Source organism: Providencia sp. 21OH12SH02B-Prov (assembly GCF_027362595.1).
Classification (GTDB): Bacteria; Pseudomonadota; Gammaproteobacteria; order Enterobacterales; family Enterobacteriaceae; genus Providencia; species Providencia zhejiangensis.
Genome location: NZ_CP114796.1, coordinates 2872174 through 2898205 on the forward strand (window position 1 = coordinate 2872174; position 26032 = coordinate 2898205).

Sequence of the window (26032 nt, forward strand, 5' to 3'; positions counted from 1 at the left end):
GGATGTCTTTAATGAAAACTTTTCAGAAAATGTGCGTTTTTTAGCTCTCGGTGCTCACATCACAATGATTTGCTGAATAACGGAGAGCATGCTGAATATGATGATATAATTGGTGAGTTAGCTTATCATACTCAGGTTCTAAGCCTTTTTCATAAGCTAAAAAAGGCGCTGAATCATTCCATGAGCCCATCCCACCAAAAACCCAAGCACCACAAGCCACATCAAATAAGCATTCACAAAGCATTTCATTATTTTTAACTGGTTTTAGTAGTTTTTCTGCTTGTGATCTAAAAATAGCGGCAAAACCTGTTTCCCCAATTTGCATTGCTAGCCGTTCAATTTCTTGTAGCGTCTTTAAAAATGCCTGTTGATTATGTCCTTCATTTTGCAATGACGATATGGATTGTTCCGCCACAGTCTCAATTAAAACTGCATTTTCTCCCGTCCATTCCAAAGTAAATAATTTTACACATACATCACCATCCGCGATGACTATCTGTTGTTGTTGATCGAAATAAACCTGTTTGCTTATCATTCCATCCAGATAATCGCGTAATTTATCAAGGAAATATGTAATTTCTACCGTTCTGATAACCTCAACACCCGCTTGGTTACATAATACCCAATGTTTCACATAAGACATTTTTTGCAATAATAAAATATCTTTTTCCCGCTTCATTGCCCTCACAAAACAGTACGCAATATATTGATCAGCCCGCATTATTTTTCCTATGACAACATTCGTGATAAAGAACATTAGCAAAAAAACATACAAAAAAGCCACCGCATAAAATGACGGTGGCTCAAATAACGGCAGTTTATAAGCTTACGGTTTGTTTTTTTCCGCTTCCGCCTCTTTCGCTTCAACTTCACGATACCAACGAGGGTGATGTTTTTTCGCCCAACGTCGGCTGACTTTACCTTCTACCATGCCTTTAATCGACCCTTTAACCCAAAAAGCCATGTACATATGGATCAAAATGGCATGAATTAAGATGATGGCTGCTGCTGCATGAATAAATAAGCTCCAGCGAACCATCCACATTGGGAAGATATGCGCAAAATAAGGACGCCATATTATGATGCCAGTCGCTAAGAGTACAAAAATCATACTCATAATGCTCCAAAACATCATTTTTTGCCCAGCGTTATATTTTCCTACATCCGCTACATGGTGTTCATTACCTTTTAAAACTTCAACGATGTTCTTAATCCAAGGTAAATCCTGTTTATCCGGAATGTTATGTTTCACAAAACGGAAAAACATAAACATCAACACCACAAAAATTAATACACCAAAGAAAGGATGCAGAATCCGTCCCATTTGCGGCGTTCCGAAGGTTTCTGTCAGCCATTGCAATGTTGGGAAAAATAGGGCAATCCCTGACAAAGCAACTAAAAAGAAGCAGATAACCACGGTCCAGTGGCATGCTCGGTCAATAAATTTTGTCCGAACAATCATTTTGCTCTTTTTACTCATGACCATCTTCCTCCTCTTCATCATCCACTTCTTTATTAGGACCAATTCCAACATAGTGGAAAATTAGCCCTGCAAAAGTGGCAATAAAGCCCACCACTGAAAGTGGTTTTAACACCGCCTTCCACAGGTTAATTGGGGTATCAATTTGCGGATTTTTCGGTAAACCATGATATAACTCTGGGTTATCCGCATGTTGTAGCACATACATTACATGAGTACCGCCAACACCTTCTGGATCATAGATCCCCGCATTTTTAAAACCACGTTTTTGTAGCTTATCGACACGTTCGGAAGCGTACTCCAGCATTTCTCTTTTGGTACCGAAATGGATCGCGCCTGTTGGACAAGTTTTCACACAAGCAGGCTCTTGCCCTACCGCAACCCTATCCACACACAGTGTACATTTATAAACACGGTTATCTTTTGGATTTAAACGCGGGATATTGAACGGGCAACCCGCGATACAATACCCACAACCAATACAGTGCTCAGATTGAAAGTCCACGATACCATTTGCGTATTGAATGATTGCTCCCGCCGACGGACAGGCTTTTAAACACCCAGGGTCCGTACAATGCATGCAACCATCTTTACGAATTAACCACTCTAGCTTGCCATTTTCAGTGGTTTCGCTAAATCGCATCACGGTCCATGATTTCGCGCTCAAATCCATTGGGTTATCGTAAACACCAACGCAATGACCGACTTCATCACGAATATCGTTCCATTCTGAACACGCAACCTGACAGGCTTTACAACCAATACAGGATGTCACATCTATCAGTTTCGCAACTTCAAACTTATCATCACGCGCCTGTGGGGGAGGCGTAATGCTATTGGTCGCGGAACGTTTAATAATGTCTTGAGATTGCATTCGTTCCCTCCCTTACGCCTTCTCGATATTAACTAAAAACGCTTTATACTCAGGAGTTTGAGAGTTCGCGTCACCAACAGATGGAGTTAATGTATTCGTAATAAACCCTTTTTGGGTTGCACCTTCAAAGCCCCAATGGATAGGTAGCCCGACCGTTTCGATCGGTTTGCCATCCACCATTAATGTCTGCAATCGTTGAGTGACCACAGCCACCGCTTTAATGAAGCCACGTTTACTGCTGACTTTAACCTTATCGCCATTCACGATGCCTTTCGCTTTTGCCAGAGTTTCGCTAATCTCCACAAATTGCTCAGGCTGTACAATCGCATTCAAACGAGCATGCTTAGTCCATGTATGGAAATGTTCAGTTAAACGATAAGTGGTACCGACATAAGGGAATTGCTCGTGATTTCCGAGGCGTTTTTTATCTTCCTCAAAAATACGTGCTGCTGGGTTTGAAACCACATTCGGGTGCAACGGGTTAGTTCCTAATGGCGTTTCAAATGGTTCGTAATGCTCAGGGAATGGACCTTCCGCCATTTTATCAATCGCAAACAAACGACCTAAACCTTCCGGTTGCATAATAAATGGTCCAGTTCCTACTTCAGGCGCAGAAGCATTGAAGTCAGGAATATCATTACCGACCCATTTTTTGCCATTCCATTCAATCAAGATGCGTTTTTTATCCCATGGCTTACCTTGTGTATCACAAGAAGCACGGTTATAAATGACGCGACGATTGAGTGGCCATGCCCAAGCCCAGCCTAATGTGTTACCAATGCCAGATGGGTCGCTATTATCACGATTTGCCATCTGATTGCCTTTTTCTGTCCAGCTACCTGTATAGATCCAGCAAGATGATGCCGTAGAACCATCATCGCGTAATAACGCAAAAGAACTGAGTAGCTCGCCTTTTTTCGCTTGCAAATTACCATCCGCATCATAGAGGTCAGCCAATGCAATACCGTTATTTTCCTTGGCTACTTCTTCTGATTCAGGATGGAATTGACGCTTGTAATCCCAACGCATCTGCATAAGCGGATCACGACCCTGACCACCTTCTTGCTCATAAAGCTCACGGATTTTATACAAAATGCCGGTTAGGATTTGACCATCATTACGTGCTTCACCAGGTGCATCTGCGGCTTTCCAGTGCCACTGTAGCCAACGGCCTGAATTAGCGATCGAACCATCTTCCTCAGCAAAACATGTTGATGGCAAACGGAATACCTCAGTTTGAATGGATGCCGTATCAACATCATTCATTTCACCATGGTTTTGCCAGAAGTTAGCCGTTTCAGTGACGAGTGGGTCAACAACAATTAAATACTTCAGTTTACTTAAGCAGCTAACCACTTTGTTTTTATCTGGGAATGACGCAACAGGGTTAAAGCCTTGGCAAATATAGCCATTGACTTGTTCTTTGCTCATCATGTCAAAATACTTCATCACATCATAAGCTTGATCCCATTTTGGTAACCAGTCATAACCCCATTGGTTATCTTTTTGTGCCGCATCACCATAGAAAGACTTCATCAAGCTAACAAAGAATTTTGGATAATTACTCCAATAGTTAACCTGATTAGGTAAAGTGGCTTTTGGCGTATTCGCGGCCAAATAACTCTCCACCGTCAGCATTTTTTCAGATGGCAAAGTGAGATAGCCAGGTAAGCTAGTCGATAACAAGCCCAAATCGGTAAGACCTTGGATGTTTGAGTGTCCACGTAGCGCATTGACTCCGCCACCTGCCATTCCCATGTTACCCAATAGCAATTGGATCATCGCCATTGTGCGAATATTTTGCGCGCCAACCGTATGTTGGGTCCAACCTAATGCATACAAGAAAGTCGTTGTCCTATCCGCCACACTTGTTGAAGCTAAGATTTCACAAACTTTCAAGAAGTCATCTTTCGGTGTACCACAAATTTGTTCTACAATTTCAGGTGTATAACGAGAAACATGCTGCTTCAGTAAGTTCCATACACAACGTGGGTTTTGTAGCGTGTCATCACGTAGTGCGTGACCATTTTCATCAAATTGGTAGTTCCATGTCGTTTTGTCATAAGCACGTTTTTCCGCGTTATAACCACTAAATAAACCATCCTCAAAGCTGAAATCATCTCTGACCAACAACGCTGCGTTGGTATAGTGTTGAACATACTCCGCATTAATTTTATTATTTTCAATCAGATATAGCAGAACCCCTGATAAGAAAGTAATATCAGTACCTGAGCGAATTGGTATGTAGTGATCGGCCACAGATGCCGTACGAGTGAAACGCGGATCGATCACAATCAGTGTCGCATCATTGTTATTCTTTGCTTCTATCGCCCAACGGAACCCAACAGGGTGAGCTTCCGCAGCATTTCCGCCCATCACAACAACAACATTCGCATTTTTAATATCAACCCAGTGGTTGGTCATCGCACCGCGACCAAATGTTGGAGCAAGACTTGCTACCGTTGGTCCGTGTCAGACACGTGCTTGGTTATCGACGGCTAACATGCCGAGGGAACGTGCAAATTTCTGAGTTAACATACCCGTTTCGTTGCTTGCCGCTGATGCACAAAGCATCCCCGTCGATAACCAACGATTTACTGTTGTACCTTGTTCATTTTTTTCGATGAAATTGGCATCACGATCATCTTTCATTAACCGTGCAATGCGGGTAAAGGCATCATCCCAACTGATGCGTTGCCATTTATCAGAACCTGGCGCGCGATATTCAGGATAACGTAAGCGGTTTTCACTATGGATATAATCCAGTAGCCCAGCCCCTTTAGGGCATAAAGCTCCTCGATTGACAGGATGATCAGGGTCCCCTTCAACATGGAAAATAGCAGATTTAGCATTCATGGCACCATCGCCCATGCTATAAATTAATAATCCACAACCTACAGAACAGTAAGTACAAGTATTACGAGTCTCTTTAGACCTGAGTAATTTATATTCACGTACATTAGCCATTGCCATTGAAGGCATAAAACCTAACGCAGCTACTGTCGTACCTGCCATCCCGCCGGCACAGATTTTAAAAAACTTTCTGCGACTGACGTTCATTGCTTCCCTCTTTATATTTATTGTATAAATCGGAGGGAGAATATCAACGTATGATAATTATATATTGCCTAAAATCAATGAATGTGAAAATAAAAGGTAAATTAATATTAACTGAGTAGTTAATCCTCAATTAAATATACTACTAATAGAGTAATATTTTAAAATAATGATACAGATCAAATAACAAGAAAACACATTAAATATAAAAACAAAGTCAGGATCAATTTTTAGCGTATAACACTTGCCTCAATAATAAACGCTTACTTAATTTAAATTAAGTTTTCCTTATCAATATTCACTAAATCATCTCTACTCTGACACGCCTTCTATATTAAAAAAATTTATTAATAATAAAAAAGCACTCAATTCCCATAACTAAAATTTACATTTTTATGTCAAATTAATTTAACTTTATTTCCAACCGCTAATAATAATTCCAGCACCAATAAATACCACCAGCGCACCAATCCAATCGGTTGTCGTCAGAGAGACCCCATCCACCACACGTAACCATAATAATGCTGTAGCAATATAAATTCCGCCATAAGTTGCATAAATTCTGCCGCTAGACTCAGGGTGGAGCGTCAGTAACCACACAAACACCATAAGGCACAGCGCCGCAGGTAATAATACCCATGCACCAGCTTGTTTTTTCATCCACAAATAAGGGAAATAACAACCTGCAATTTCAGCTAACGCAGTTAAGAAAAACAAACCAATAATTTTTAATGACATAATAATATTCTCTAACGTAGGGTCTAGGGCTCAAACACGAGGAACTTTGATGACTTGATTATTTGACTTTAATAATTCGATACATTCCTGTGCACCGCGTTTTAATACCTGCCCTTTTAAACAAACTATATGAATCGGTAACTCTAACCCATTTGGCGTATTTTTAAACTCTAATCGCTTAAGCGTACCGTGTTTTAACTTATCTTTAATTAATGAAATTGGTAAGTTACCCCACCCCATTCCGGCTTCAACTAAACCTAATGCCATTGCAAAGTTATCCGTTCGCCAATAATTACTTGCCACAACGGCACGAATATCACTCAACTCATGTTCAAAACTGGTTATGACAATCTGCCGAGTTTGAACAAGATCTTCCATATATAAAGAAGATGCCTGTTTAATCGATGGATGAGCCGCTGAAATGGTTGCAACCAACAATTCATAACCAATACATTGGAATTGTTCTTGAGCGTTAACAGAAATACCACCAAAGGCAATCGCAAGGTGTAGGCGGTTCTGGTGTAATAACGACAGAATGTCATCTTGGGGGGCCGTCATTAACTCGACGTGCATTAAAGGATAACGCTGACTCAATGTTTTCAATGAATCAAATAATAAATTGGGGTTAATGCCTTCTGCAATCCCGATAGTTAAGATGCTTTCCACCCCTTGTGTTAACTCTCGCGAAAAAACATTTAACTGCCGCAGATTATCGACAATAGTACGTGCATAAGGCTCTAGAGAAAGGGCCTTTTCAGTAGGCTTAGGTTCTCTAGTATGCCTTTCAAACAGCAAAAAACCCAACTCAGCTTCCAAATTAGCGATCGCCATACTCACCGCAGAGGGAACTCGATGCAACGCTCTTGCAGCAGCCGAAAATGAGCCTTTCTCCAGTACAGTCAAAAAGATAGTGAGATTTTCGCTATTAAATGGCATATCCAACCTTTCAATTATATTGATATTAGCTGACTTTTATTATCATCAATGTTGATTTAATTTACCAGACTAAAACACACAGTATGTAGGATAAAAAAATGCAAGGTATCAAACGAAAAGTCGTTTTTATTACCGCCTATGAAGTGATTGGCTGGTTAATTTCATCACTGGCACTTGCCTTTCTTTCTGGTAATTCGGCAGAAACCACAGGGCCATTAGCGCTTGTTATCACGACGATTGCCGTGAGCTGGAATTTTATTTTCAATACCGCATTCGAATATTGGGAGTCAAAACAAACATCGAGGATCAGGACATTCCGTCGACGGTTTGCCCATGCAATTTTATTTCAGCTAACCTTAGTGGTCTTTTTAATTCCACTTATTGCATGGTGGTTATCGGTTAGTTTGCTGCAAGCCTTAATACTCGATTTTGCGTTAATTATATTTATTCCTATTTATACTTTCTTCTTTAATTGGGCTTTTGACAAAATATTTGGCTTACCTAAATCGGCCTTACCACAAGAAGAGAATATAATTCAGTAATATGACGTTAATGATATGCCATCTTACATAAAGATGGCAAAGTCATTAGCTTTTAACAAAAAATAAAGACACTTTTTTCGCTAGCGGTAAAACAATTAATACTGTCGGAAAAGCTATCATCCATGATAACAACCAAGAACTTAACCAAGGTGCGAATATTTCACTATTCAAGCCCAAGGCTTTTACAATACTAATAAAAGAAACAATACCGCTCATCACTAATGATAAGAAAAAAGGAATAAGAAAAATCAAAGCTCTGGTAGGAAGTTTGGGGATCCCCAAAATTGTATTTTTATTTTCTAATGACATTCTATAGACTCCAAATTACACGCATACAACAGCATATAACTGTTGCATAACAAAGTTATATGCGTTGATTAACGTAAACGCTTACGAGTCTTTTAGACCAATAGAAAGTCATATTTTAAGTATATCTTTCTGCTTGTCAAATAGTATATCTCAACAGTAATTCCGATCTTAATTATTCATGACATGTGGTTGGCTCTTACCTAATGAGCAATTATTCTACAAATCCAACTCTGCTGATTAATTACCATTGATCACCGCCGCGAAAATCACAATACAGTGAAGCACTCAAATCAATTTCACCATCAGCTTTCCAGCCCATAACCCCACCTTCTTCTTCAATAGAGCGGATATAGTGGCCTTGATTTAATTCGAATAGTTTGCCTTTCCATACTCTCCAGCCAACCGAATGATACAATTTCTCTCCTTCTTCCGAAGCCGATAACAAACCTAACGGATAACATGAACCAATGATTTTATTCGTTTGTAACATCAATTGTCGCCCAATCCCTTGACGTCGATAGTCATGTAAAACCACCATAGCTTCAACATAACCAACAGAAATAGGCGCTTCATTGATTGCCATATGACGCTGAATTATCGCAACATGGCCAACCATTTTTTGTTGGTCAAAGGCAACCACATGCATTCCACCGAGAGTATGTGCAAAATCATCATGCGTAAAATCCCCTTCAAAGCCTTCCACAAGCAAGTGATAAAGCCTCTCTTTTTCATCTTGTGATAATTGGGATGTATGCAGATTGCGATATTCGATAGCCATAAAAATCCTATATAAGCATTGATAAAAATCGTAGTCAGTATATTCAAAACATTTATCAAATAACGGAAAAAATGTGCTGTGCTGTTGAACTCAACGCCTCACGGCTGAGTGATGTGATGCTTTATTTGTGTACTCATAAACTGATAGAGTTGATTAAACTCTTCTATTGATGAAACAGCACGAATAGGAAAAATAATAAAATCGTTGTCACTGGTTTGTACAAATATCAGTTCGTTATCTCGTTTGACTTTTTTTACTCGCGGCCAAAACACTTTATAACTACTGTTATCTTGGATGAACTCAATAAAATATCGATTTATTTTGATATGACGTAGATAGGTTTCATCATTCTGTTCTTTATTTTCATATTTTTTCATAAAATAATTTTCTAACTTTTGAGATAGAAAAAATGCGAATAATGCAACAACAACCAAAGCCAAGCCTAACCAGCTCATTCTCTGTAACCGTGCTATTTCAGGGTCGATATCTGTTGATAACATTAGCAGAGATAACACGATAAAAATAATGAATAGGCCACCAATACTCAGGCTGTATAAACCGATCTTTGCTAAATAGAGTACCCACTGATAAGGCTTAGCGATTTCAATTCTTTGATATTCTTTTATCTGTTTTTGGATCTTTCTTATTTCAGAAATAGAAAGTGAAAATTTGACTTCGTAGCGATCTTTCATCTTACAGATACTTAATAGTGATAGTGGCTCTGATACGCTCAAAGTATCATAACATTGCTAACTCTAATAGCCACGATGAAACAGAGATGCCATACCTGTCGCAGTGGGTAAGTCATCGAATAACAATGCATAATACCCACTCGTCGCGAATAGATAGCGTTTAAAATGTATTCGTAAGCTTCCCTCTAACAATAACCTTTGCAGGTTTTGCCGTTTCATCCGATGCTCTTCTCACCGCCATATTAATCACTTGCCACGATATTTCTTGCAAATCGTGTGAAATACAAGGGAAGTTAAAACCATAGATTGATGAATAAGAAACTTCATCAATGCTGAACAATGAAACATCATCTCGCAATGATATTTGATTTTTAATACAAGCCTTAATAATTCCTAACGAAATTTGGTTATTACAACCAACAAAAAAATCGGGAGATTTATTTTTTTGAAGATAACTATCTGTAATCTTATAGGCTTCATCCATCAGAAAATCCGCATATAAAATCTCAACATGATTAACACTACCTTGTAAAGCGGCTTTCAGCCCTGTCACCCTATCGCGGGCAACATTTGAATCTTCAGGCCCTGATACGATAACAACACTTTTTGCATCCTGCGATTGGATAAAACGCCCTGCTTGCAGCCCACAATCTAAATTATCGATGTAGACACCACTACATTGTTTAATATCCACTTCCCGATCAACAAGGATAACGGGAATATTAAGCAGTTCAAGTTGCTTAAAGTAAGCGGGCTGATAAAAACGGTCAGAAGAAACAACCGAAAGAATAATCGCATCCACATTGTAACCAATCAGTTTTTCAATGATTCGCGCTTCATTTTCTTTCGATTCGTAAGAGTCAAAAACTAATGTGTCATAACCGACTTGATAGGCTTCTTGTGTCATCAATTTCGCTAACCCCCCGAAAAAGGGGTTTCCCATATCAGGGGTAACGATGCCTATCGTTTTTGATGATTTCGCACGTAGATTACGAGCAACCGCATTAACAACATAACCGATTTTATCCGCCGCTTCTAAAATCCTTTTCAACGTCTCGGGATGAACTTTATCTGGCTGAGAAAAAGCACGAGATGCTGTAATTTTACTTACATTAGCAAGTGCCGCTACGTTTTCTAACGTCACTTTCTGTGACTTATGCTCTGCCAATTTCATCTCCTTATTAAATTAATTATCATTTCGTACCATTATAGTATCATTTAATCGTTTCAGTCATGTAAAACCCACAATATTATTCAATACCTTCTAAACGACGTACTCTAGGATCCGTAAAAATATCGAACTCATCACGGCTTTCGCTGGAAAACTCTGACACTACCGCCCCCATGCTACCCGCTTTAAACCAGTGTAGTGTATTCGGTTTGATGGTGTACTGCTCCCCCGGCTTCAATAGAATAAAACGGTTACATTGATACCATTGCTCATCCCCTTCCGGTTTATGACAAATGGGGTCACCTGATTCATTTTCATTCAATGTTAATGAGTCATCATCAACAAACAAGTACACCTCCCCCCAACGACAACGAAAGGTTTCTTGCTTACCGATTGAAGAGCCGAACGGTGGGTGCCGATGTTCTGGGCACACTTGATCAGGAAAAAGAACCAATTCTTTAGCACAATAACGTTCGTTATTACAATAAGTTAATAGTTGTAAGCCTGAACGAGGATAATCAGGTAATCCAAAACTCGCAATCTCAATACGTGCTTTTTCTTCTTCAGTGATACGCAGTTGTGCTTTCTCTAGGAAATTAACGACTTGCTGTTGATATTGTGCTTTATTCATCAGATGAATCTCCTTAATGATACCGATAACATTATAGCGGCATCATGGTTACAAAAAATGTGATCCACTAGCCTATTTCCCCCCTTGTATTTACAAAAATGCTACTCATTTAATGAAACTACAACCTACATCACATAAAAATAATAAAATTCGATCTAATATCCGCATCATTAAAATGATATCGATACCATAGAAATGAGCCAGAGGTAATCATGAAAGCATTAGTACTCGAAAAAGCAGGAAAAATTTCTATTCAGGATTGGCAAAGCCCTGAAGTCCTCGGTGAGGATGACGTCGAAATTAAAATTCATACTGTGGGTATTTGCGGTAGTGATGTTCACTACTACCAACATGGGCGTATTGGTCCATTTGTCGTTGAAAAACCGATGATTCTAGGGCATGAAGCATCAGGTGTGATCACCGCTGTCGGTAAAAATGTCACTCATTTAAAAGTCGGTGATCGTGTTTGTATGGAGCCTGGCATTCCTAATTTACAATCAACGCAATCACGTGCGGGCCTCTATAACCTAGATCCTGCGGTTCGATTCTGGGCAACTCCGCCGATTGACGGTTGTCTGCGTGAAAGCGTTATTCATCCAGCCGCCTTTACCTTCAAGCTTCCTGAGAATGTTTCTTTTGCTGAAGGCGCAATGGTTGAACCTCTTGCTATCGGTATGCAAGCTGCGACAAAAGCAGAAATTAAGCCCGGTGATATCGCTCTCGTTATTGGTGCAGGTACCATCGGCATCATCACCGCGTTGTCTGCGCTCGCTGGCGGCTGTTCAGACGTTATTATCTGTGATTTATTTGATAAAAAATTGGAAGTTGCTAAGCAATATCCGGGGCTACACCCAATTAACAGTAAAGATACCCAAGCCATCGCGGATAAAGTTAACGAATTGACGGAAGGTAATGGCGTGAATGTTCTGTTTGAGTGCAGTGGTGCCAAAGCCGTTATTGCCAACATCACTGAACACATGGCGCCGGGTGGAACCGCTGTGCTCGTTGGTATGCCAATCGATCCTGCACCTTTAGATATCGTGTCTGCACAAGCGAAAGAAATTACCTTTAAAACCATCTTCCGTTACGCAAACATGTACCCACGTACTATCCGTTTACTCAGTGCCGGCAAACTTAATGTAAAACCATTATTATCAGCAACCTATAAGTTTAAGGACAGTGTTGAAGCTTATGAGCGCGCTGCCGAAGGTCGCCCAACCGATATTAAGATTGTATTAGAAATGGAGTAATACATGACACTGTATGCTGGGATCGATTGCGGTACGCAAAGTACTAAAGTCGTTATCGTTGATAGCGAAAGCGCACAAATATTGGGTGAAGGTTCCGCGCCTCACCCTCTCATAAGCGAAGCATCTGGGCGCCGTGAACAGCATGCTTCTTGGTGGACAGATGCACTGGAAATAGCATTTCACCAAGCAATTAATAACGCTGGAATTGAGGGTAAAGAAATTGCTGCTGTTGCCGTTTCGGGTCAACAACATGGTTTTGTGCCACTCGATAGTCAAGGTCATGTTATCGCCCCCGTTAAACTATGGTGCGATACTGAAACGGCCGCAGAAAATCAAAACATTGTTGATGCATTAGGTGGCACCGAAGGTGCTTTATCCCAACTAGGGTTAATGCCTCAAACGGGTTATACCATTTCTAAAATTTTGTGGCTAAAAACACATCATCCAGAACTTTGGGAGCAGTTAGACACGGTGTTGCTGCCACATGATTACCTTAATTTTTGGCTAACGGGTGTTCGTATTGCTGAATTTGGCGATGCATCAGGAACTGGGCTACTGAATATTCGCACGCGTGAATGGGATACTCATACCATCAATCTGATTGATGATTCAGGCCGTTTACAGCGAGCGCTTCCTCCGTTGGTTACCGCTGAAACCTGTATTGGTACTGTATTGCCGGAAATTGCTTGTCGATTAGGCATATCGAGCCAAACAAAAGTGGCGACTGGTGGCGGTGATAATATGATGGCAGCCATTGGCACTGGCAATATTGTACCCGGTATCATCACAATGAGCTTGGGGACTTCAGGCACACTCTTTACCTACTCGAAAACGCCTGTTGTCGCAAATTCAGAGATGATTGCTGGTTTTTGTTCATCAACAAATGGCTGGTTACCATTAATTTGTACAATGAATGTGACCTCAGCAACCACGGCAGTACAAAAATTCCTCAATCTTGATTTAAAGAGCTTTAATCAAGCCTTAGAACAGACCGAACCTGGCGCTAATGGTTTGAAAATGTTGCCATTCTTTAATGGCGAGCGGGTTCCACAATTACCGCAAGCTAAAGCCAGTATTCATAATATTGATAGCGGCAATCTCAATGCTCAAAACCTAAGCCTCGCCGTTGTTGAAAGTGCAACTTATGGCCTACGTTTTGGTATTGATTTATTCCGTAAACAAGGAATACATGCTCATGAAATTCGTCTCACTGGCGGTGGCGCGAAAAGTGCCAAATGGCGTCAAATTGTTGCAAATATTATGAATGTTCCTGTTATTTGCGTCACTAACAGTGAAGCGGCGGCGTTGGGCGCGGCAATTCAAGCTATCTGGTGCGATACCTTAACTGAACATGATGATAAAACAGCATTATTAGAAAAAATTTGTCGGCAATTTGTGCATCTTGATGAGAGCACACTCGTCATACCCGACAACCAAAACGTATCTTGCTATGAAGGTTTATATCAAGATTACCTTTCGTTACTCCAAACTGAATATCCAGAGGTGGCAATATGACAAACTCGGTGGACATTCAAGCGGATGAACTTTTACATATCACTGGGGTTAAAAAATCATTTGGGCCTGTAGTAGCATTAAAAAATGCACAATTTAGCCTGAAAAAAGGATCTATTCATGCTTTATGCGGCGGAAATGGCGCTGGCAAATCGACCTTTTTAAGTATCCTAATGGGGTTCATCCAGCCTGATTCGGGTGACATCATAGTGAAAGGCAAACATTGCCATTTTCATCAACCAAAAGATGCACTTAATGCAGGCATTGCAATTGTTCAACAAGAGCTTAGCTCAATTCCTGATCTCACCATTGCTGAGAATATCTGGTTAGGTCGCGAACCTAAAAAGCTCGGCTTTGTCGATTTCAAAAAAATGAATCAGCTAACGGCTGATTTAATGGCAGACTTGCATTTTGATCTCTCACCCACAGAAAAAGTGCGTAATCTCAGTGTTGCTGAACAACAGCTGGTCGAGATAGCCAAAGCACTGTCTCACTCTGACGCTGATATCATCATTATGGATGAGCCGACATCCGCAATTGGTGAAGAAGATGCACAAAAGATTTTTGACGTTATTACTCGTTTAGCGCAAATGGGGAAAGGGATTATTTATGTTTCCCACCGTCTCTCTGAAATATTTCAAATTGCTGACACTTTTTCTATTTTCCGCGATGGCACATTTATTACGGAAGGTGCAATTGCGGATATCACACGTGAGCAGCTCATTGAACATATTATTGGTGGTGAATTTAAAGATGAATTTGCCAAATTTAATCAGCCTACCAATGAAACGATCTTAACTGTCGAACAGTTAAGTTGGCTCGATAAAATCAAAAATATCAGTTTAACCCTTAAAAAAGGGGAGATTCTGGGAATATATGGACTTGTCGGCTCAGGGCGAAGTGAATTTCTCGATCTTATTTTCGGTATTGAGCACGCCTCTGCGGGAACCATTAAAGTTAACAATACTGAATTAGGCAAGCACTCTCCTCAAGATGCGATCAAAGCTGGTATTGCTTATGTAACTGAGGATAGAAAAGAAACGGGTTTAATGTTAGGCCGTTCAATTAATGAAAATATTAACATCGCCTCTTTTTCAGAGATTAGTCGTGCCAGTTTCATTAATGAGAAGAAAGAACAAGCTCGCGCCGATGACATGATCAAATTATTCAACATTAAAACCCCCGATGCCGATCAACTGGCAGGAAATCTCAGTGGCGGTAATCAACAAAAAGTCGTTCTAGGCCGTTGGGCACTGCTTGACCCTGAAGTGATGTTACTTGATGAACCTACTCGGGGTATTGATGTTGGCGCCAAAAAAGAGATCTATCGTTATATGTCGGAATTTGCTCTGAAAGGTAAAGGGATCATCATGGTCTCCTCCGAATTATCGGAAATTATCGGGATGAGCGATCGCATTATTGTCTTCCGTAACGGTGAGCTTGCTGGCGAACTTTCTGCTGCTGAAGCAACTCAGACAGAATTAATGAAACTTGCTGTTTAATTCAGTGACATTGATTTTTATTTTAAATAATAAAGAGAAAAACAATGAATAGTACTTACTCTACACCAACACCGGGGATGTCCTTTCTCGCTCGCAATAAGAAGAATATGCATAAGTACGGCATTATTATGGCTTTCTTTGTTCTTTGCCTGATTGTCGCTGTTATTGGTGAAGTGCAAGTGGCGCGCGGCGAATGGACAAATAACTATTTCCTTAGCCAAGACAATATGCTGATTGTCTTACGTCAAATATCCATTAACGGTATTTTAGCGATAGGGATGACCTTCGTTATTATTACTGCTGGTGTTGACTTATCAGTCGGCTCTGTTCTTGCTCTTAGTGGTATTGTTGCTGCTCGTTTTGCCACAACAAATGCTGGCTTATCGATTGGCGATACTGCAAATGCCGTGATGGTGCCCATGATCATTGCCTTAGGCATCGGTATTATCTGTGGCCTGATTAACGGTACTATTTTAGCTAAATTCAATCTCCAGCCCTTTATCGTAACGATGGGAATGCTCTCAGCAGCCCGTGGTTTAACATTATTAACCACTGACGGTAACCCTGTTTCTCAACTTAATAGTGACTTTAGGTGGCTAGGTAACGGCTACATCTTTGATATTCCTGTACCTGTCGTGTTATTGATCGTCATATTCGCACTTGCTTGGGTGCTGCTAAATAAAACAACATTCGGCCGCTATGTTTATGCCGTAGGTGGAAACCCTAAAAGTGCAAGAACATCAGGTATCAGTGTCATCAAAGTAAAAGTCCTAGTTTACACCCTGTGTGGTGCGTTAGCTGGTATTGCCGGATTGATCTTAACGGCAAGAACGGGTTCTGCACAAACCAGTGCTGGTGGTGCTTATGAATTAGATGCCATCGCCGCCGTTGTTATCGGTGGAACCAGTATGTCTGGTGGTGTAGGCACCTTGGTTGGTACTTTCTTTGGCGTATTGATCATCGGTGTCATGAACAATGGATTAGATTTATTGGGCGTTCCTTCTTATTACCAACAAATTATTAAAGGCGCCTTGATCGTCATTGCCGTACTGCTCGACCCTTCACGTAAACAAAGACGTGATTAATTAAAACAACACTGAACCCTAACTGTGAAAGGTATTATAATGAAAAAAATGACTAAAATTGCAGCTCTTACCTCTGCATTATTTATCAGTAATATGGCGATCGCCGCCAAAGAAGATCCCGTCAAAATTGCTATTTTGATGTATGGAATGAAAGCGGAATTCGTGCAATTAATGGAAAAAGCGGCCAAAGAACACCCTGCGGTTAAAGACGGTGAAGCAGTAATTACCGTCTATGATGGCCGTTATGACCCGATGGTACAGAATAACCAAGCAGAAACGGCTATTCAGACCAAGACCGATGCGATTATCATCAATCCAATGGATTATGAAGCAAACATTGATGTCGTCACTATGGCAAATGATGCCAAAATCCCGGTTATTGTGACTAACGCACGCCTTAATACCGATAAAATGACCGCGGAAGTCGTTTCAGATGACGTTTTAGGTGGCTATATGGAAGCCAAAAATGTCCTCGAGAAAATGAACTGTGAAGGTAATGTCGTTATCATTGAAGGCCCTAAAGGGGGTAGCGGTGAAATCCAGCGTGGTGAAGGTAACGATAAAGCTATTGCAGAATGTGGCCCAGGTAAAATCAAAGTATTAGAGCGCAAGACTGCAAACTGGTCACGTGCAGAAGCGATGCCATTAATGGAAAACTGGTTACAAAAACATCGCGGCAAAATCAATGGTGTTATCGCGCAAAATGATGAAATGGCGCTGGGAGCAATCGAAGCAATCAAAGGTGCGGGCCTTGAGGTAAATAGTTTTGCGATTGCCGGGGTTGATGGGGTTTCCGATGCCATCATTGCTGTTCAAAATGGCGAAATGGTATCTATCCTGCAAGATGCAAACGCACAAATGCAAGGCTCTATCGATATTGCCATGAAATCCGTTAAAGGTGATAGCTATCAACCGAAGTCTGCTATCTGGAAACAGTATGCAGATCAATTACAGTGGAACGATGGTAAAGACAAACGTTATCAAATTCCTTGGACTGTTGTCACAAAAGACAACGCACAACAACTCTTAGACGCTCGTCAATAAGCACATCTCATCGTCACTCATCACTTGGGTGACGATGAATTACCCAACATTATGCACTCTTGGTAATTTTGTTATTTCTAATTCCGTTTCCTTTATTTTATTACACTCTACTTTGTGACCATTTTTATAAACAAAATAGTAATGCTTATTATCGCCTGTTGTTTTAACTAACGAATCTCCATTTAAAAAATTATAGATTTTATATTTGATATTATTATCGCTATAACGAACCGTTGGATGAGAAATAATAAAACTAGAGCCCCACTTCAATGTCGTAATCAAATAATTGGTATGGAGTATTGTCATCACATCTCTTTCAGGACACTGTAACTGATATTCTTTCATGGCTTGCGCTGGCATATAAGCCGCACACAACATAGCTATCGCAAAAACCCTTTTTATCATTGTGACTCCATATTAAAAATAATCTGAACCATCTTCATCCAAGATCTGAGAATGGCTTCTATAAAAACATTTCATTCCCTCAATTGCAAAAAATTTTGATGATGAATTGAGCACCTAATGTATTCTTCAATCACACATGTATAAAGCCCCTCATACTGACGGGGCTTTAATATTAAACGAGTTATTTTTCATAGAGCTTATTAGCCATATCAATGCTATCAGCATTGACATCTTTAATATGGTCTCGAGTTAACCGATAAACCACAGGGCTTAGCATGATCAATGCAATCAAGTTTGGAATTGCCATCATGGCATTCAAGGTATCAGCTAATAACCATACAAAATCAAGTGATTGTGTCGCGCCTATAGGTAAAGCAATTAACCATAATATTCTAAATACCTTAATTGCCCTCAAACCAAATAGATATTGCACACATTTTTCACCATAGAAGCTCCACCCAAGAATCGTCGTAAACGCAAATATGGCTAAAGCAACTGCAACAATATAGTTCCCACCAGGAATTGCTGATTGGAAAGAAGATGCGGTGAGTGTTGCACCTGTTTCACTTGTCAGCCATCCCCCCGTAATAATGATCGTTAAACCTGTTACCGAACAAACAATAATCGTGTCGATAAATGTGCCTAACATGGCAATCAAACCTTGGCGAATAGGATTTTGCGTTTTCGCTGCGGCATGTGCGATAGGTGCGCTACCTAAACCCGCTTCGTTGGAAAATACCCCTCGAGCGACACCAAAACGAATAGCGGCCCAAACTGCCGCACCAGCGAATCCTCCTTGAGCTGCAACTGGTGTAAATGCAGAAGTCACAACTAAAGAGAATGCAGCGGGAATTTCGCTGAAATTAATCCCTAACACCAACAAGCCAGCACCAAAATAAGCGACTGTCATAAAGGGCACTAATTTCCCTGCCACATCAGAAATGCGACGTAAGCCACCAATTAAAACAGCACCAACCAGTATGACAAGCGCCCCAGCAGTCAACCATTTATGTATACCAAAATTACTTTCTAATACATCTGCTACCGAGTTTGCTTGCACTGTATTACCAATACCGAAACTTGCACATGCACCAAAAAGCGCAAAGAGCGTTCCTAACCAAATCCATTTCGGCCCTAAACCGTTTTTGATGTAATACATTGGGCCGCCCACATATTGCCCATATTTATCAACTTCACGGAAACGGACCGCAAGTACAGCTTCAGAATATTTCGTTGCCATACCGACTAATGCCGTCATCCACATCCAAAATAGTGCTCCAGGCCCTCCCATAACAACAGCAGTCGCAACACCAGCAATATTCCCCGTACCAATGGTCGCTGATAATGCAGTCATTAAGGCATTAAATGGTGAGATTTGCCCTTCCCCTCGGGATTCATTCTTTTGAAATAATAATTTAAACCCTGTCCCGAGTTTACGAATAGGCAAAAATGCTAGCCGTAGCTGCATATAGATCCCAACGCCGAGGATACCTATCAACATCGGTACCCCCCATACAATACTGTTTAACTCACCTAGCCAAGTTGTTATCAGCTCCATCCTACCCTTCCCCCATTTTTTTATTGCTCTTTATTTGTCCATTACAAACTCATAACATTTTCTTATAATTTTTAATAAAGACGATAAACAGATTTAGTGCGAGAAAAAATTTCACAAAATGACATTATTAGTGAAAGAATGTGAGTGACGTCACTAGTTACTATTTGAATTTAAATCATACGAGTTATTTTTTGGACGCAGATCATCCTGAATAAATCCATCAGACTCATTCAAGATTATTATTGTGATTCGTTTAATCTACATGACGACAAGAAATGGAAGAATATATTGGATATTTTATTTATTTAAACGAAAATTATTTAAATCGCTCACCGAACTGACTAAGTTTCAATCATAAATTTTAAGCCATAATCTTCGAGGTTAATTTAATAACCTCGAAATGACGTTTAAAATAATACTCTACACTTTTATTCAATATCATCTAATAGCGACGGTGAAGGAACAAAAAACAAAGTACCTGTTACTGCTGTACTGTATTTGAGTAACTCATCTGTTGCACCATTTTCTGTTCCTAGAAACATACTTTCTAACATGCGTCGCGTTGTTGTAAAGTATCTTGCATAACCAATAAAATAAGTGCCATATTCATTTTTAGAAGGACTAGAAAATGGCATATTGGCTCGAACAATTTTCAGATCTTCACCCTTTTCATCTTTAATATTCGTGACGACATTATGAGAGCTAGGTATTTTTTGCTCATCCGTTAATTCGATATCATTAAACTTATGACGACCAATCACCTTTTCTTGCTCTTCAACACTCAAGTTTTGCCATGCTGTCATATCATGGATATATTTTTGAACAAATGCATAACTGCCACCAGCGAATTGTGCATCTTCATCGCCAATCACCGCATATTCAGCACGTTCATCTTCCATTTCTGGGTTTTCTGTTCCATCAACGAAACCAATAATTGATCGCCCGTCCATATAGCGAAAACCATGAACTTCATCGATGTGAGTCACGATTCCATTTAATTGTTGGCTGATCATTGAGGCTAGCTCATAACAGGCTGAAACATTCAATGCACGGATATGAAAAAAAAGATCGCCCGGTGTTGATACCGCGGTGTAATGCTCCCCTTTAATTTCTTTAAAAGGACTCAATTGCTTAGGTTTAGGCAATTGGGGAAATAATTGTTCCCAAGCTTCTGCGCCAAATCCCATGACACAACTCGTTTCCAGTGCTGGAAAACGTGTTCTCATACTACGTATTAGACCTGATAAGTTATTACAAAAAGACACCAGTTCATCTCGGTTTTTTTCTTTATCTAAGAGATTAAAAACAAGAAAGTAAGAGTTTTCACCTGGGGTTTTAGTCACATCTTGATATTTCATATAATTTATACCCTTTCTATTTTCATTCATTTTAGGATTGTTATTTGATTTAAAAACATCATAATTTATCTCTTTTATTTAAATTAACCTTTATTAAAAACACCTTTAACGCACTTTTAATAAAAAGATAAAAATATTAATCCCCCATAAACAAGCAAAGAAAATCAAATTTCAATCCAAAAAAGATAATCACATTCTAAAAAATCATCTAATCTTAAAAAACATCTTTAAATTATTTTTATTATTGTCAACTAATAAAAATAACTCTATATAAAATGTTATATCATCATCTAAATTAATTAGAAAGGAAGGGCTTCACACTATTCACTATCCTATAAAGCCTTTATAAAACTTTCGCTGTCATGGTTAAAATAGAGACAAAAAAGCCCTGTTAGGGACTACAGACCGCTGACAAACCTATTATGTTTGGCGGCAAGTCGAATAAGTTTTGAAAATAGACTACGAAAATCAATTTATTGATTTTCGGCTGATAACACAAAGTGGGAAAAACCACGCTTTTATCCCACTTTGTCAACAACCACAAGCCCCGTTAGGGGTTATAGGCTTTCTTTAAGGTATTCACCAACGCCTGTGCCGCAGTAGAAAACTGATTATGTGCTGAATATAGCAAGCCTACACGACGCTCAATAACGGGATTATCCAACTCAAGGCACACCGCCCCCAATTCTTTCATCTGAGTACGACACAGAGCAGGAACAGCACTTCCCCCCAAACCATTTGCCACTAATTGACCAACCGTTACCAGTTGATGGCTCTCAAATGCCACTTTCAACGAACGCCCATTTTTTTTCAGTTCTTCTTCTAACATAAAACGTACCGATGACGGACGCTGTAAAGTAATAAAATCAAGGCTGAGCAATTCTCGCCATGAGATACGTTCACGATTTGCTAGATGACAATCAGGGGGCACTATTGCAATAAAACGTTCGAGACCTAAAGGTGTAAAATTAACCTGTTCAGAGCAATTAGGCTCAAAAACGATACCTATCTCAACCCGTCCTTCATGAACCATCTCGATCACTTGTTCATTAATCACATCATGAACCGTAATATTGATCCCAGGATAACGCATACGAAATGTTTTAAGTATTGGTGGTAACACATTCGTCGCAAATGATGGCATAGCCGCGATAGAAACCTTACCACACTGAAGATTAAAGTGTTGGCGCATCGCTTCTTCTGTACTGTCCCAATCAGAGAGTAGCTGACGAGACATCTTCAGCAAAGTTTCACCTTCTGGCGTTAACATCACTTTGCGGGTTGTCCTCAATAATAACGGTCCCCCTAACGTTTCTTCTAACCCCTTAATCGTCAAACTAAGTGCTGGCTGAGACATATTTAATCGTTCACTGGCATGGGCAAAACTTAAAGTGTGAGCTACCGCTGAAAATGCGCGTAGCTGTTTGATACTCATCCTCATGACCAACCTCGTTAACCTTATGAATACATTTAATTAACATTATATTAATAAGAAAAACAAATGAATCCGTCACAAATTTAAAATTAACAAATCATTTTTGGTCATGAATCATGTCTGTAAAGACAACTGAAGGAGTATTTCTATGGCTGGACTCGATAAACGTGTTACCTCCTATCAAGACGCGCTTGAAGGGTTAACTGATAATATGGTCGTGCTTGCTGGCGGCTTTGGGCTATGTGGTATCCCTGAAAATCTCATCTCAGAAGTTCGTCGCCGTAGAGTGAAAGAACTGACTGTTGTATCTAATAACTGTGGTGTTGATGGATTTGGTCTAGGCGTACTCCTTGAGACACAACAAATACGCAAAATCATTGCCTCTTATGTCGGCGAAAATGCCTTATTTGAAAAACAGGTTCTCAATGGGGAGCTTGAAGCATTACTCACCCCACAGGGCACATTAGCTGAGCAATTACGCGCAGGTGGTGCCGGTATTCCCGCTTTTTTCACTGCAACGGGTTATGGAACCCCCGTTGCAGAAGGTAAAGAAGTTCGTGAATTTGATGGGCGTCACTACATTATGGAAAAAGCGATCACCGGTGACTTTGCACTCATTAAAGGATGGAAAGCCGACTGGTATGGCAATGTCATTTACCGTAATACCGCACAAAATTTTAATCCACTTATGGCTGCCGCTGGGCGCATTACCGTTGTCGAAGTCGAAGAAATCGTTCCGCCAGGTGAGCTTGACCCTGCCATGATCCACACCCCCGGCATTTTTGTCGACCGCCTAATACAAGGTCACTTTGAAAAACGCATCGAACAACAAACTCTGCGTAGTTGAGGGCTATAAACATGTTAACACGCGAACAAATGGCAATGCGTATTGCCCGTGAATTACAAGACGGTTATTACGTGAATCTCGGCATCGGTATCCCGACACTGGTTGCTAACTACATTCCTGATGACATCGATGTCATGTTGCAATCAGAAAATGGTTTATTGGGTATTGGGGCTTTTCCAACGCGAGAACAGCTTGATCCAGACATGATTAATGCAGGAAAACAAACTATTACTGCTCGCAAGGGGGCGGCTATTTTTGATTCCGCATTATCCTTTGCCATGATCCGAGGCGGCCATGTTGACTTAACGGTATTAGGTGCATTTGAAGTTGATGTCAATGGCAATATTGCCTCATGGATGGTTCCTGGAAAAATAGTTAAAGGTATGGGCGGAGCAATGGATTTAGTGGCAGGTGCTGACAATATCATTGTTGTGATGACGCATACTGCCAAAGACGGAAAATCTAAATTACTACCTGCCTGTACTCTACCCTTGACGGGGGCTGCCTGTATCAAACGGGTTCTAACGGATTTAGCGTTACTTGATATTGCTGATGGAGCATTTATTTTACGCGAACGCGCTCCAGGAATAAGCATTGATGAAATCGCGATGAAAACGGCTGGAAAATTAATTATTCCAGAACATGTTCCTGAAATGAATGTTGCCTAATTAAGGAGTAAATGATGCAAAACGTCGTTATAGTTGCAGCCACACGTACGCCTATTGGGGCTTTTCAGGGAGCATTATCCTCTCTTTCAGCCGTTGAACTTGGCGCGACCGTGATCCGTTCACTCCTCGAAAAAACGGCTATCTCGGCAGATGAAGTCGATGAAGTCATACTCGGGCAAGTATTAACAACAGGCTGTGGGCAGAACCCTGCCAGACAGGCTGCCTTAACTGCGGGGCTCTCCGAAACAACCCCAGCGATTACAATTAACTTAGTTTGTGGCTCAGGTCTTGCAGCAGTGAAACAGGCAGCTCAAGCGATTCGTTGTGGTGATGCCAACATTGTGATTGCAGGTGGGCAAGAAAATATGAGCAAAGCCCCTTATTATCTTGATGGCGCCCGTTCAGGAATGCGTCTGGGTCATCACACAATAAAAGATAGCCTAGTGCATGATGGACTATGGGATGCTTTCAATGATTACCATATGGGGATCACCGCAGAAAATTTAGCCGAACAATTTAACATAAGCCGTGAACAACAAGACCTATTTGCCTTGAATTCTCAGAAAAAAGCGGCAATGGCAATAGAAACCGGTCGCTTTGCCAGTGAGATCACTCCTGTCAATATCCGACAAAAGAATAAAACTACGATAACCGTCGATACCGATGAACAACCGAGACCGCATATTCAAGCTGAAAAGTTAGCCCAGCTTCCTCCCGCATTCCGCGCTAACCATGGTTCAGTGACTGCTGGAAATTCATCTTCAATTAATGATGGTGCTGCCGCCGTCATGCTAATGAGTGAACAAAAAGCTCAAGCACTCGGTCTGCCAATTTTGGCTCGAATTGTGAGTTATGCGGTCTCAGGGGTTGACCCCGCCATCATGGGAATTGGTCCAGTCGATGCATCACGTCGCTGTTTAGCCAAAGCGGGATGGCGCATTGACGATTTAGACCTAATTGAAGCGAATGAAGCGTTCGCGGCCCAAGCGCTCGCGGTGAGCAATACGTTAGGTTGGCATAGCGAAAAAGTTAATGTTAATGGGGGAGCAATTGCACTGGGCCACCCTATTGGCGCATCGGGATGCCGTATTCTTGTCACTCTACTTCATGAAATGGCTCGTCGAGATGTCTACAAAGGGTTAGCCACCCTCTGTGTTGGCGGAGGCCAAGGCATTGCATTAGCCGTTGAACGACCAAAAGGAGCGTCTTATGCAGAATAATCATTTTAGCGTTATCGGTGCAGGCTTAATGGGCGTTGGGATTGCCACGCATTTTGCAAGACATGGACATACAATTTGGTTGTATGACACTGATGATACAAGAATTGCTGAAATCGGCACTGTTGCTAATCACATTCTTGATGAGTTGATTGCCGCTGAACAATGCTCTCCAGATGATAAAGAACAGATTATCCTGCGTTTAAAAGGAACAACTTCATTAAATGACATCGCGCCATCGAATTTAATTATCGAAGCTATACCTGAAAAATTGGACTTAAAGCATGCACTGTATGCCCAACTTGAACAACTTATTTCGCCAAATGCTATTATTGCTAGCAATACCAGCGGTTTTCTTCCCGATGTGCTAGCAGCAAACCTTACCTACCCAGAGCGTTTATTAATCGCTCATTTTTGGCATCCTCCTCATTTTATTCCGCTTGTAGAAATTGTTCCTAGTTCAGCCACACAACCTGAATATCTCAATATGCTGCAAAAGATACTCGTTGGCATGCAATTGGAGGCTGTGGTACTAAACCGTGCTGCACCAGGCTTTGTTGGTAACCGTTTACAATTTGCCTTACTCCGAGAAGCGCTACACATCGTGAACAGTGGCATTGCTAGCGTTGAAACCGTCGATCAAGTCATGAGAGCGTCATTAGGACGACGCTATGCAATGATAGGTCCATTTGAAGCTGCGGATATGACCGGGCTTGCTACTGTGCAAGATATTTATCGTCATTTACTACCTGAATTGGCAAACGGAAGTGACATGGTCGCCTTAATCGATGAAAAAGTTAAGGCTGGGCATATAGGGATACGTAGTGGGCAAGGGTTTTATCGCTGGGATGATTCACGCAAGGAATACATTCAAAAACGCAGAGAACACCAATTACGTTTTGGCTTAAAACCATAACGTCTCTTTGATTTTCCACAAGCACAA

25 protein-coding genes are annotated in these 26032 nt (G+C 40.7%); 10 read left to right on the forward strand and 15 right to left on the reverse strand.

The annotated features are described in order from the left end of the window. Nucleotides 1-40 precede the first annotated feature (40 nt). From O7C57_RS13545 to O7C57_RS13570, 6 genes are all read right to left on the reverse strand, one after another. Nucleotides 41-721 (reverse strand): hypothetical protein, encoded by a 681-nt coding sequence (locus tag O7C57_RS13545; RefSeq protein ID WP_269723234.1) that lies wholly within the window; start codon nucleotides 719-721, stop codon nucleotides 41-43. 105 nt (nucleotides 722-826) lie between these two features. Beyond that, nucleotides 827-1480, reverse strand: a complete 654-nt coding sequence (fdnI, locus tag O7C57_RS13550; protein WP_154624641.1) for a formate dehydrogenase-N subunit gamma — start codon at nucleotides 1478-1480, stop codon at nucleotides 827-829. After that, a complete protein-coding gene (gene fdxH, locus O7C57_RS13555; protein ID WP_154624642.1) occupies nucleotides 1473-2354 on the reverse strand; it encodes a formate dehydrogenase subunit beta in 882 nt (293 codons plus the stop codon). The genes fdnI and fdxH overlap by 8 nt, the downstream gene beginning before the upstream one ends. A gap of 12 nt (nucleotides 2355-2366) precedes the next feature. Then, nucleotides 2367-5414, reverse strand: a complete 3048-nt coding sequence (fdnG, locus tag O7C57_RS13560; protein WP_154624643.1) for a formate dehydrogenase-N subunit alpha — start codon at nucleotides 5412-5414, stop codon at nucleotides 2367-2369. Between the two features lie 411 nt (nucleotides 5415-5825). Continuing rightward, nucleotides 5826-6149: a YnfA family protein gene (locus tag O7C57_RS13565; protein WP_196712951.1), complete on the reverse strand. Its 324-nt coding sequence runs from the start codon at nucleotides 6147-6149 to the stop codon at nucleotides 5826-5828. A gap of 30 nt (nucleotides 6150-6179) precedes the next feature. Then, a complete protein-coding gene (locus O7C57_RS13570) occupies nucleotides 6180-7085 on the reverse strand; it encodes a LysR family transcriptional regulator (protein WP_154622956.1) in 906 nt (301 codons plus the stop codon). A gap of 98 nt (nucleotides 7086-7183) precedes the next feature. Between O7C57_RS13570 and O7C57_RS13575 the strand changes: the two genes are divergently transcribed. Further along, entirely contained in the window at nucleotides 7184-7627 is a 444-nt protein-coding gene (locus O7C57_RS13575; protein WP_251464458.1) for a PACE efflux transporter, read from the forward strand. A 45-nt stretch (nucleotides 7628-7672) separates the two neighbouring features. On the opposite strand, the gene O7C57_RS13580 is transcribed toward O7C57_RS13575, so the two are convergent. The 5 genes from O7C57_RS13580 to O7C57_RS13600 form a co-directional block, all read right to left on the reverse strand. Further along, the gene (locus O7C57_RS13580; RefSeq protein ID WP_154622954.1) at nucleotides 7673-7936 is read right to left on the reverse strand and encodes a DUF2798 domain-containing protein; all 264 of its coding nucleotides are present in this window, start codon (nucleotides 7934-7936) and stop codon (nucleotides 7673-7675) included. Nucleotides 7937-8177: 241 nt separating this feature from the next. Further along, entirely contained in the window at nucleotides 8178-8714 is a 537-nt protein-coding gene (aac(2')-Ia, locus tag O7C57_RS13585) for an aminoglycoside N-acetyltransferase AAC(2')-Ia (RefSeq protein WP_249999042.1), read from the reverse strand. A gap of 98 nt (nucleotides 8715-8812) precedes the next feature. Further along, nucleotides 8813-9406, reverse strand: a complete 594-nt coding sequence (locus O7C57_RS21675; RefSeq protein WP_154622952.1) for a YcxB family protein — start codon at nucleotides 9404-9406, stop codon at nucleotides 8813-8815. 160 nt (nucleotides 9407-9566) lie between these two features. Continuing rightward, nucleotides 9567-10580, reverse strand: coding sequence for a LacI family DNA-binding transcriptional regulator (locus O7C57_RS13595; RefSeq protein WP_195848154.1), 1014 nt, complete (start codon nucleotides 10578-10580; stop codon nucleotides 9567-9569). Between the two features lie 76 nt (nucleotides 10581-10656). Beyond that, nucleotides 10657-11208, reverse strand: coding sequence for a D-lyxose/D-mannose family sugar isomerase (locus tag O7C57_RS13600; RefSeq protein ID WP_154622950.1), 552 nt, complete (start codon nucleotides 11206-11208; stop codon nucleotides 10657-10659). A 212-nt stretch (nucleotides 11209-11420) separates the two neighbouring features. On the opposite strand from O7C57_RS13600, the gene O7C57_RS13605 reads away from it, so the two are divergent. The 5 genes from O7C57_RS13605 to O7C57_RS13625 all read left to right on the forward strand — a co-directional run bounded on the left by O7C57_RS13605 (nucleotide 11421) and on the right by O7C57_RS13625 (nucleotide 17601). After that, entirely contained in the window at nucleotides 11421-12458 is a 1038-nt protein-coding gene (locus O7C57_RS13605) for an NAD(P)-dependent alcohol dehydrogenase (protein ID WP_154622949.1), read from the forward strand. A gap of 3 nt (nucleotides 12459-12461) precedes the next feature. Beyond that, entirely contained in the window at nucleotides 12462-13973 is a 1512-nt protein-coding gene (xylB, locus tag O7C57_RS13610) for a xylulokinase (RefSeq protein ID WP_269723235.1), read from the forward strand. Further along, entirely contained in the window at nucleotides 13970-15472 is a 1503-nt protein-coding gene (locus tag O7C57_RS13615) for a sugar ABC transporter ATP-binding protein (RefSeq protein WP_154622947.1), read from the forward strand. The genes xylB and O7C57_RS13615 overlap by 4 nt, the downstream gene beginning before the upstream one ends. A gap of 44 nt (nucleotides 15473-15516) precedes the next feature. Then, entirely contained in the window at nucleotides 15517-16557 is a 1041-nt protein-coding gene (locus tag O7C57_RS13620; protein WP_154622946.1) for an ABC transporter permease, read from the forward strand. Between the two features lie 93 nt (nucleotides 16558-16650). Beyond that, nucleotides 16651-17601 (forward strand): substrate-binding domain-containing protein, encoded by a 951-nt coding sequence (locus tag O7C57_RS13625; protein ID WP_375097499.1) that lies wholly within the window; start codon nucleotides 16651-16653, stop codon nucleotides 17599-17601. Nucleotides 17602-17640: 39 nt separating this feature from the next. On the opposite strand, the gene O7C57_RS13630 is transcribed toward O7C57_RS13625, so the two are convergent. The 4 genes from O7C57_RS13630 to O7C57_RS13645 form a co-directional block, all read right to left on the reverse strand. Continuing rightward, the gene (locus O7C57_RS13630; RefSeq protein ID WP_196712947.1) at nucleotides 17641-18006 is read right to left on the reverse strand and encodes a hypothetical protein; all 366 of its coding nucleotides are present in this window, start codon (nucleotides 18004-18006) and stop codon (nucleotides 17641-17643) included. A 181-nt stretch (nucleotides 18007-18187) separates the two neighbouring features. Beyond that, the gene (locus O7C57_RS13635) at nucleotides 18188-19564 is read right to left on the reverse strand and encodes an alanine/glycine:cation symporter family protein (protein ID WP_154623233.1); all 1377 of its coding nucleotides are present in this window, start codon (nucleotides 19562-19564) and stop codon (nucleotides 18188-18190) included. Between the two features lie 428 nt (nucleotides 19565-19992). Beyond that, complete coding sequence (locus O7C57_RS13640; protein WP_154635618.1) at nucleotides 19993-20922, reverse strand: Dyp-type peroxidase; 930 nt, start codon at nucleotides 20920-20922, stop codon at nucleotides 19993-19995. Nucleotides 20923-21472: 550 nt separating this feature from the next. Next, entirely contained in the window at nucleotides 21473-22363 is an 891-nt protein-coding gene (locus O7C57_RS13645; RefSeq protein WP_154623977.1) for a LysR family transcriptional regulator, read from the reverse strand. 142 nt (nucleotides 22364-22505) lie between these two features. On the opposite strand from O7C57_RS13645, the gene O7C57_RS13650 reads away from it, so the two are divergent. From O7C57_RS13650 to O7C57_RS13665, 4 genes are read left to right on the forward strand one after another with little or no spacing between them, the layout of a single operon-like run. Further along, a complete protein-coding gene (locus tag O7C57_RS13650) occupies nucleotides 22506-23204 on the forward strand; it encodes a CoA transferase subunit A (protein WP_154623978.1) in 699 nt (232 codons plus the stop codon). An 11-nt stretch (nucleotides 23205-23215) separates the two neighbouring features. Continuing rightward, nucleotides 23216-23872 (forward strand): 3-oxoacid CoA-transferase subunit B, encoded by a 657-nt coding sequence (locus O7C57_RS13655; RefSeq protein WP_154623979.1) that lies wholly within the window; start codon nucleotides 23216-23218, stop codon nucleotides 23870-23872. 14 nt (nucleotides 23873-23886) lie between these two features. Continuing rightward, nucleotides 23887-25092, forward strand: coding sequence for an acetyl-CoA C-acetyltransferase (locus O7C57_RS13660; protein ID WP_269723236.1), 1206 nt, complete (start codon nucleotides 23887-23889; stop codon nucleotides 25090-25092). Next, a complete protein-coding gene (locus O7C57_RS13665; RefSeq protein ID WP_269723237.1) occupies nucleotides 25082-26005 on the forward strand; it encodes a 3-hydroxyacyl-CoA dehydrogenase family protein in 924 nt (307 codons plus the stop codon). Before O7C57_RS13660 ends, O7C57_RS13665 begins: the two co-directional genes overlap by 11 nt. Nucleotides 26006-26032 lie beyond the last annotated feature (27 nt).

What these genes read in the sequence shown, in the direction of transcription:
- O7C57_RS13545 (WP_269723234.1), bottom strand. Translation starts at nt 721, where the DNA reads ATGCGGGCTGATCAATATATTGCGTACTGTTTTGTGAGGGCAATGAAG.
- O7C57_RS13645 (WP_154623977.1), bottom strand. Translation starts at nt 22,363, where the DNA reads ATGAGGATGAGTATCAAACAGCTACGCGCATTTTCAGCGGTAGCTCAC.
- O7C57_RS13625 (WP_375097499.1), top strand. Translation starts at nt 16,651, where the DNA reads ATGGCGATCGCCGCCAAAGAAGATCCCGTCAAAATTGCTATTTTGATG.
- O7C57_RS13575 (WP_251464458.1), top strand. Translation starts at nt 7,184, where the DNA reads ATGCAAGGTATCAAACGAAAAGTCGTTTTTATTACCGCCTATGAAGTG.
- O7C57_RS21675 (WP_154622952.1), bottom strand. Translation starts at nt 9,406, where the DNA reads ATGAAAGATCGCTACGAAGTCAAATTTTCACTTTCTATTTCTGAAATA.
- O7C57_RS13655 (WP_154623979.1), top strand. Translation starts at nt 23,216, where the DNA reads ATGTTAACACGCGAACAAATGGCAATGCGTATTGCCCGTGAATTACAA.
- O7C57_RS13600 (WP_154622950.1), bottom strand. Translation starts at nt 11,208, where the DNA reads ATGAATAAAGCACAATATCAACAGCAAGTCGTTAATTTCCTAGAGAAA.
- O7C57_RS13640 (WP_154635618.1), bottom strand. Translation starts at nt 20,922, where the DNA reads ATGAAATATCAAGATGTGACTAAAACCCCAGGTGAAAACTCTTACTTT.
- O7C57_RS13615 (WP_154622947.1), top strand. Translation starts at nt 13,970, where the DNA reads ATGACAAACTCGGTGGACATTCAAGCGGATGAACTTTTACATATCACT.
- O7C57_RS13605 (WP_154622949.1), top strand. Translation starts at nt 11,421, where the DNA reads ATGAAAGCATTAGTACTCGAAAAAGCAGGAAAAATTTCTATTCAGGAT.
- O7C57_RS13635 (WP_154623233.1), bottom strand. Translation starts at nt 19,564, where the DNA reads ATGGAGCTGATAACAACTTGGCTAGGTGAGTTAAACAGTATTGTATGG.
- fdnI (WP_154624641.1), bottom strand. Translation starts at nt 1,480, where the DNA reads ATGAGTAAAAAGAGCAAAATGATTGTTCGGACAAAATTTATTGACCGA.
- fdxH (WP_154624642.1), bottom strand. Translation starts at nt 2,354, where the DNA reads ATGCAATCTCAAGACATTATTAAACGTTCCGCGACCAATAGCATTACG.
- O7C57_RS13565 (WP_196712951.1), bottom strand. Translation starts at nt 6,149, where the DNA reads ATGTCATTAAAAATTATTGGTTTGTTTTTCTTAACTGCGTTAGCTGAA.
- O7C57_RS13570 (WP_154622956.1), bottom strand. Translation starts at nt 7,085, where the DNA reads ATGCCATTTAATAGCGAAAATCTCACTATCTTTTTGACTGTACTGGAG.
- O7C57_RS13665 (WP_269723237.1), top strand. Translation starts at nt 25,082, where the DNA reads ATGCAGAATAATCATTTTAGCGTTATCGGTGCAGGCTTAATGGGCGTT.
- O7C57_RS13660 (WP_269723236.1), top strand. Translation starts at nt 23,887, where the DNA reads ATGCAAAACGTCGTTATAGTTGCAGCCACACGTACGCCTATTGGGGCT.
- O7C57_RS13595 (WP_195848154.1), bottom strand. Translation starts at nt 10,580, where the DNA reads ATGAAATTGGCAGAGCATAAGTCACAGAAAGTGACGTTAGAAAACGTA.
- O7C57_RS13650 (WP_154623978.1), top strand. Translation starts at nt 22,506, where the DNA reads ATGGCTGGACTCGATAAACGTGTTACCTCCTATCAAGACGCGCTTGAA.
- O7C57_RS13630 (WP_196712947.1), bottom strand. Translation starts at nt 18,006, where the DNA reads ATGATAAAAAGGGTTTTTGCGATAGCTATGTTGTGTGCGGCTTATATG.
- O7C57_RS13580 (WP_154622954.1), bottom strand. Translation starts at nt 7,936, where the DNA reads ATGTCATTAGAAAATAAAAATACAATTTTGGGGATCCCCAAACTTCCT.
- O7C57_RS13620 (WP_154622946.1), top strand. Translation starts at nt 15,517, where the DNA reads ATGAATAGTACTTACTCTACACCAACACCGGGGATGTCCTTTCTCGCT.
- xylB (WP_269723235.1), top strand. Translation starts at nt 12,462, where the DNA reads ATGACACTGTATGCTGGGATCGATTGCGGTACGCAAAGTACTAAAGTC.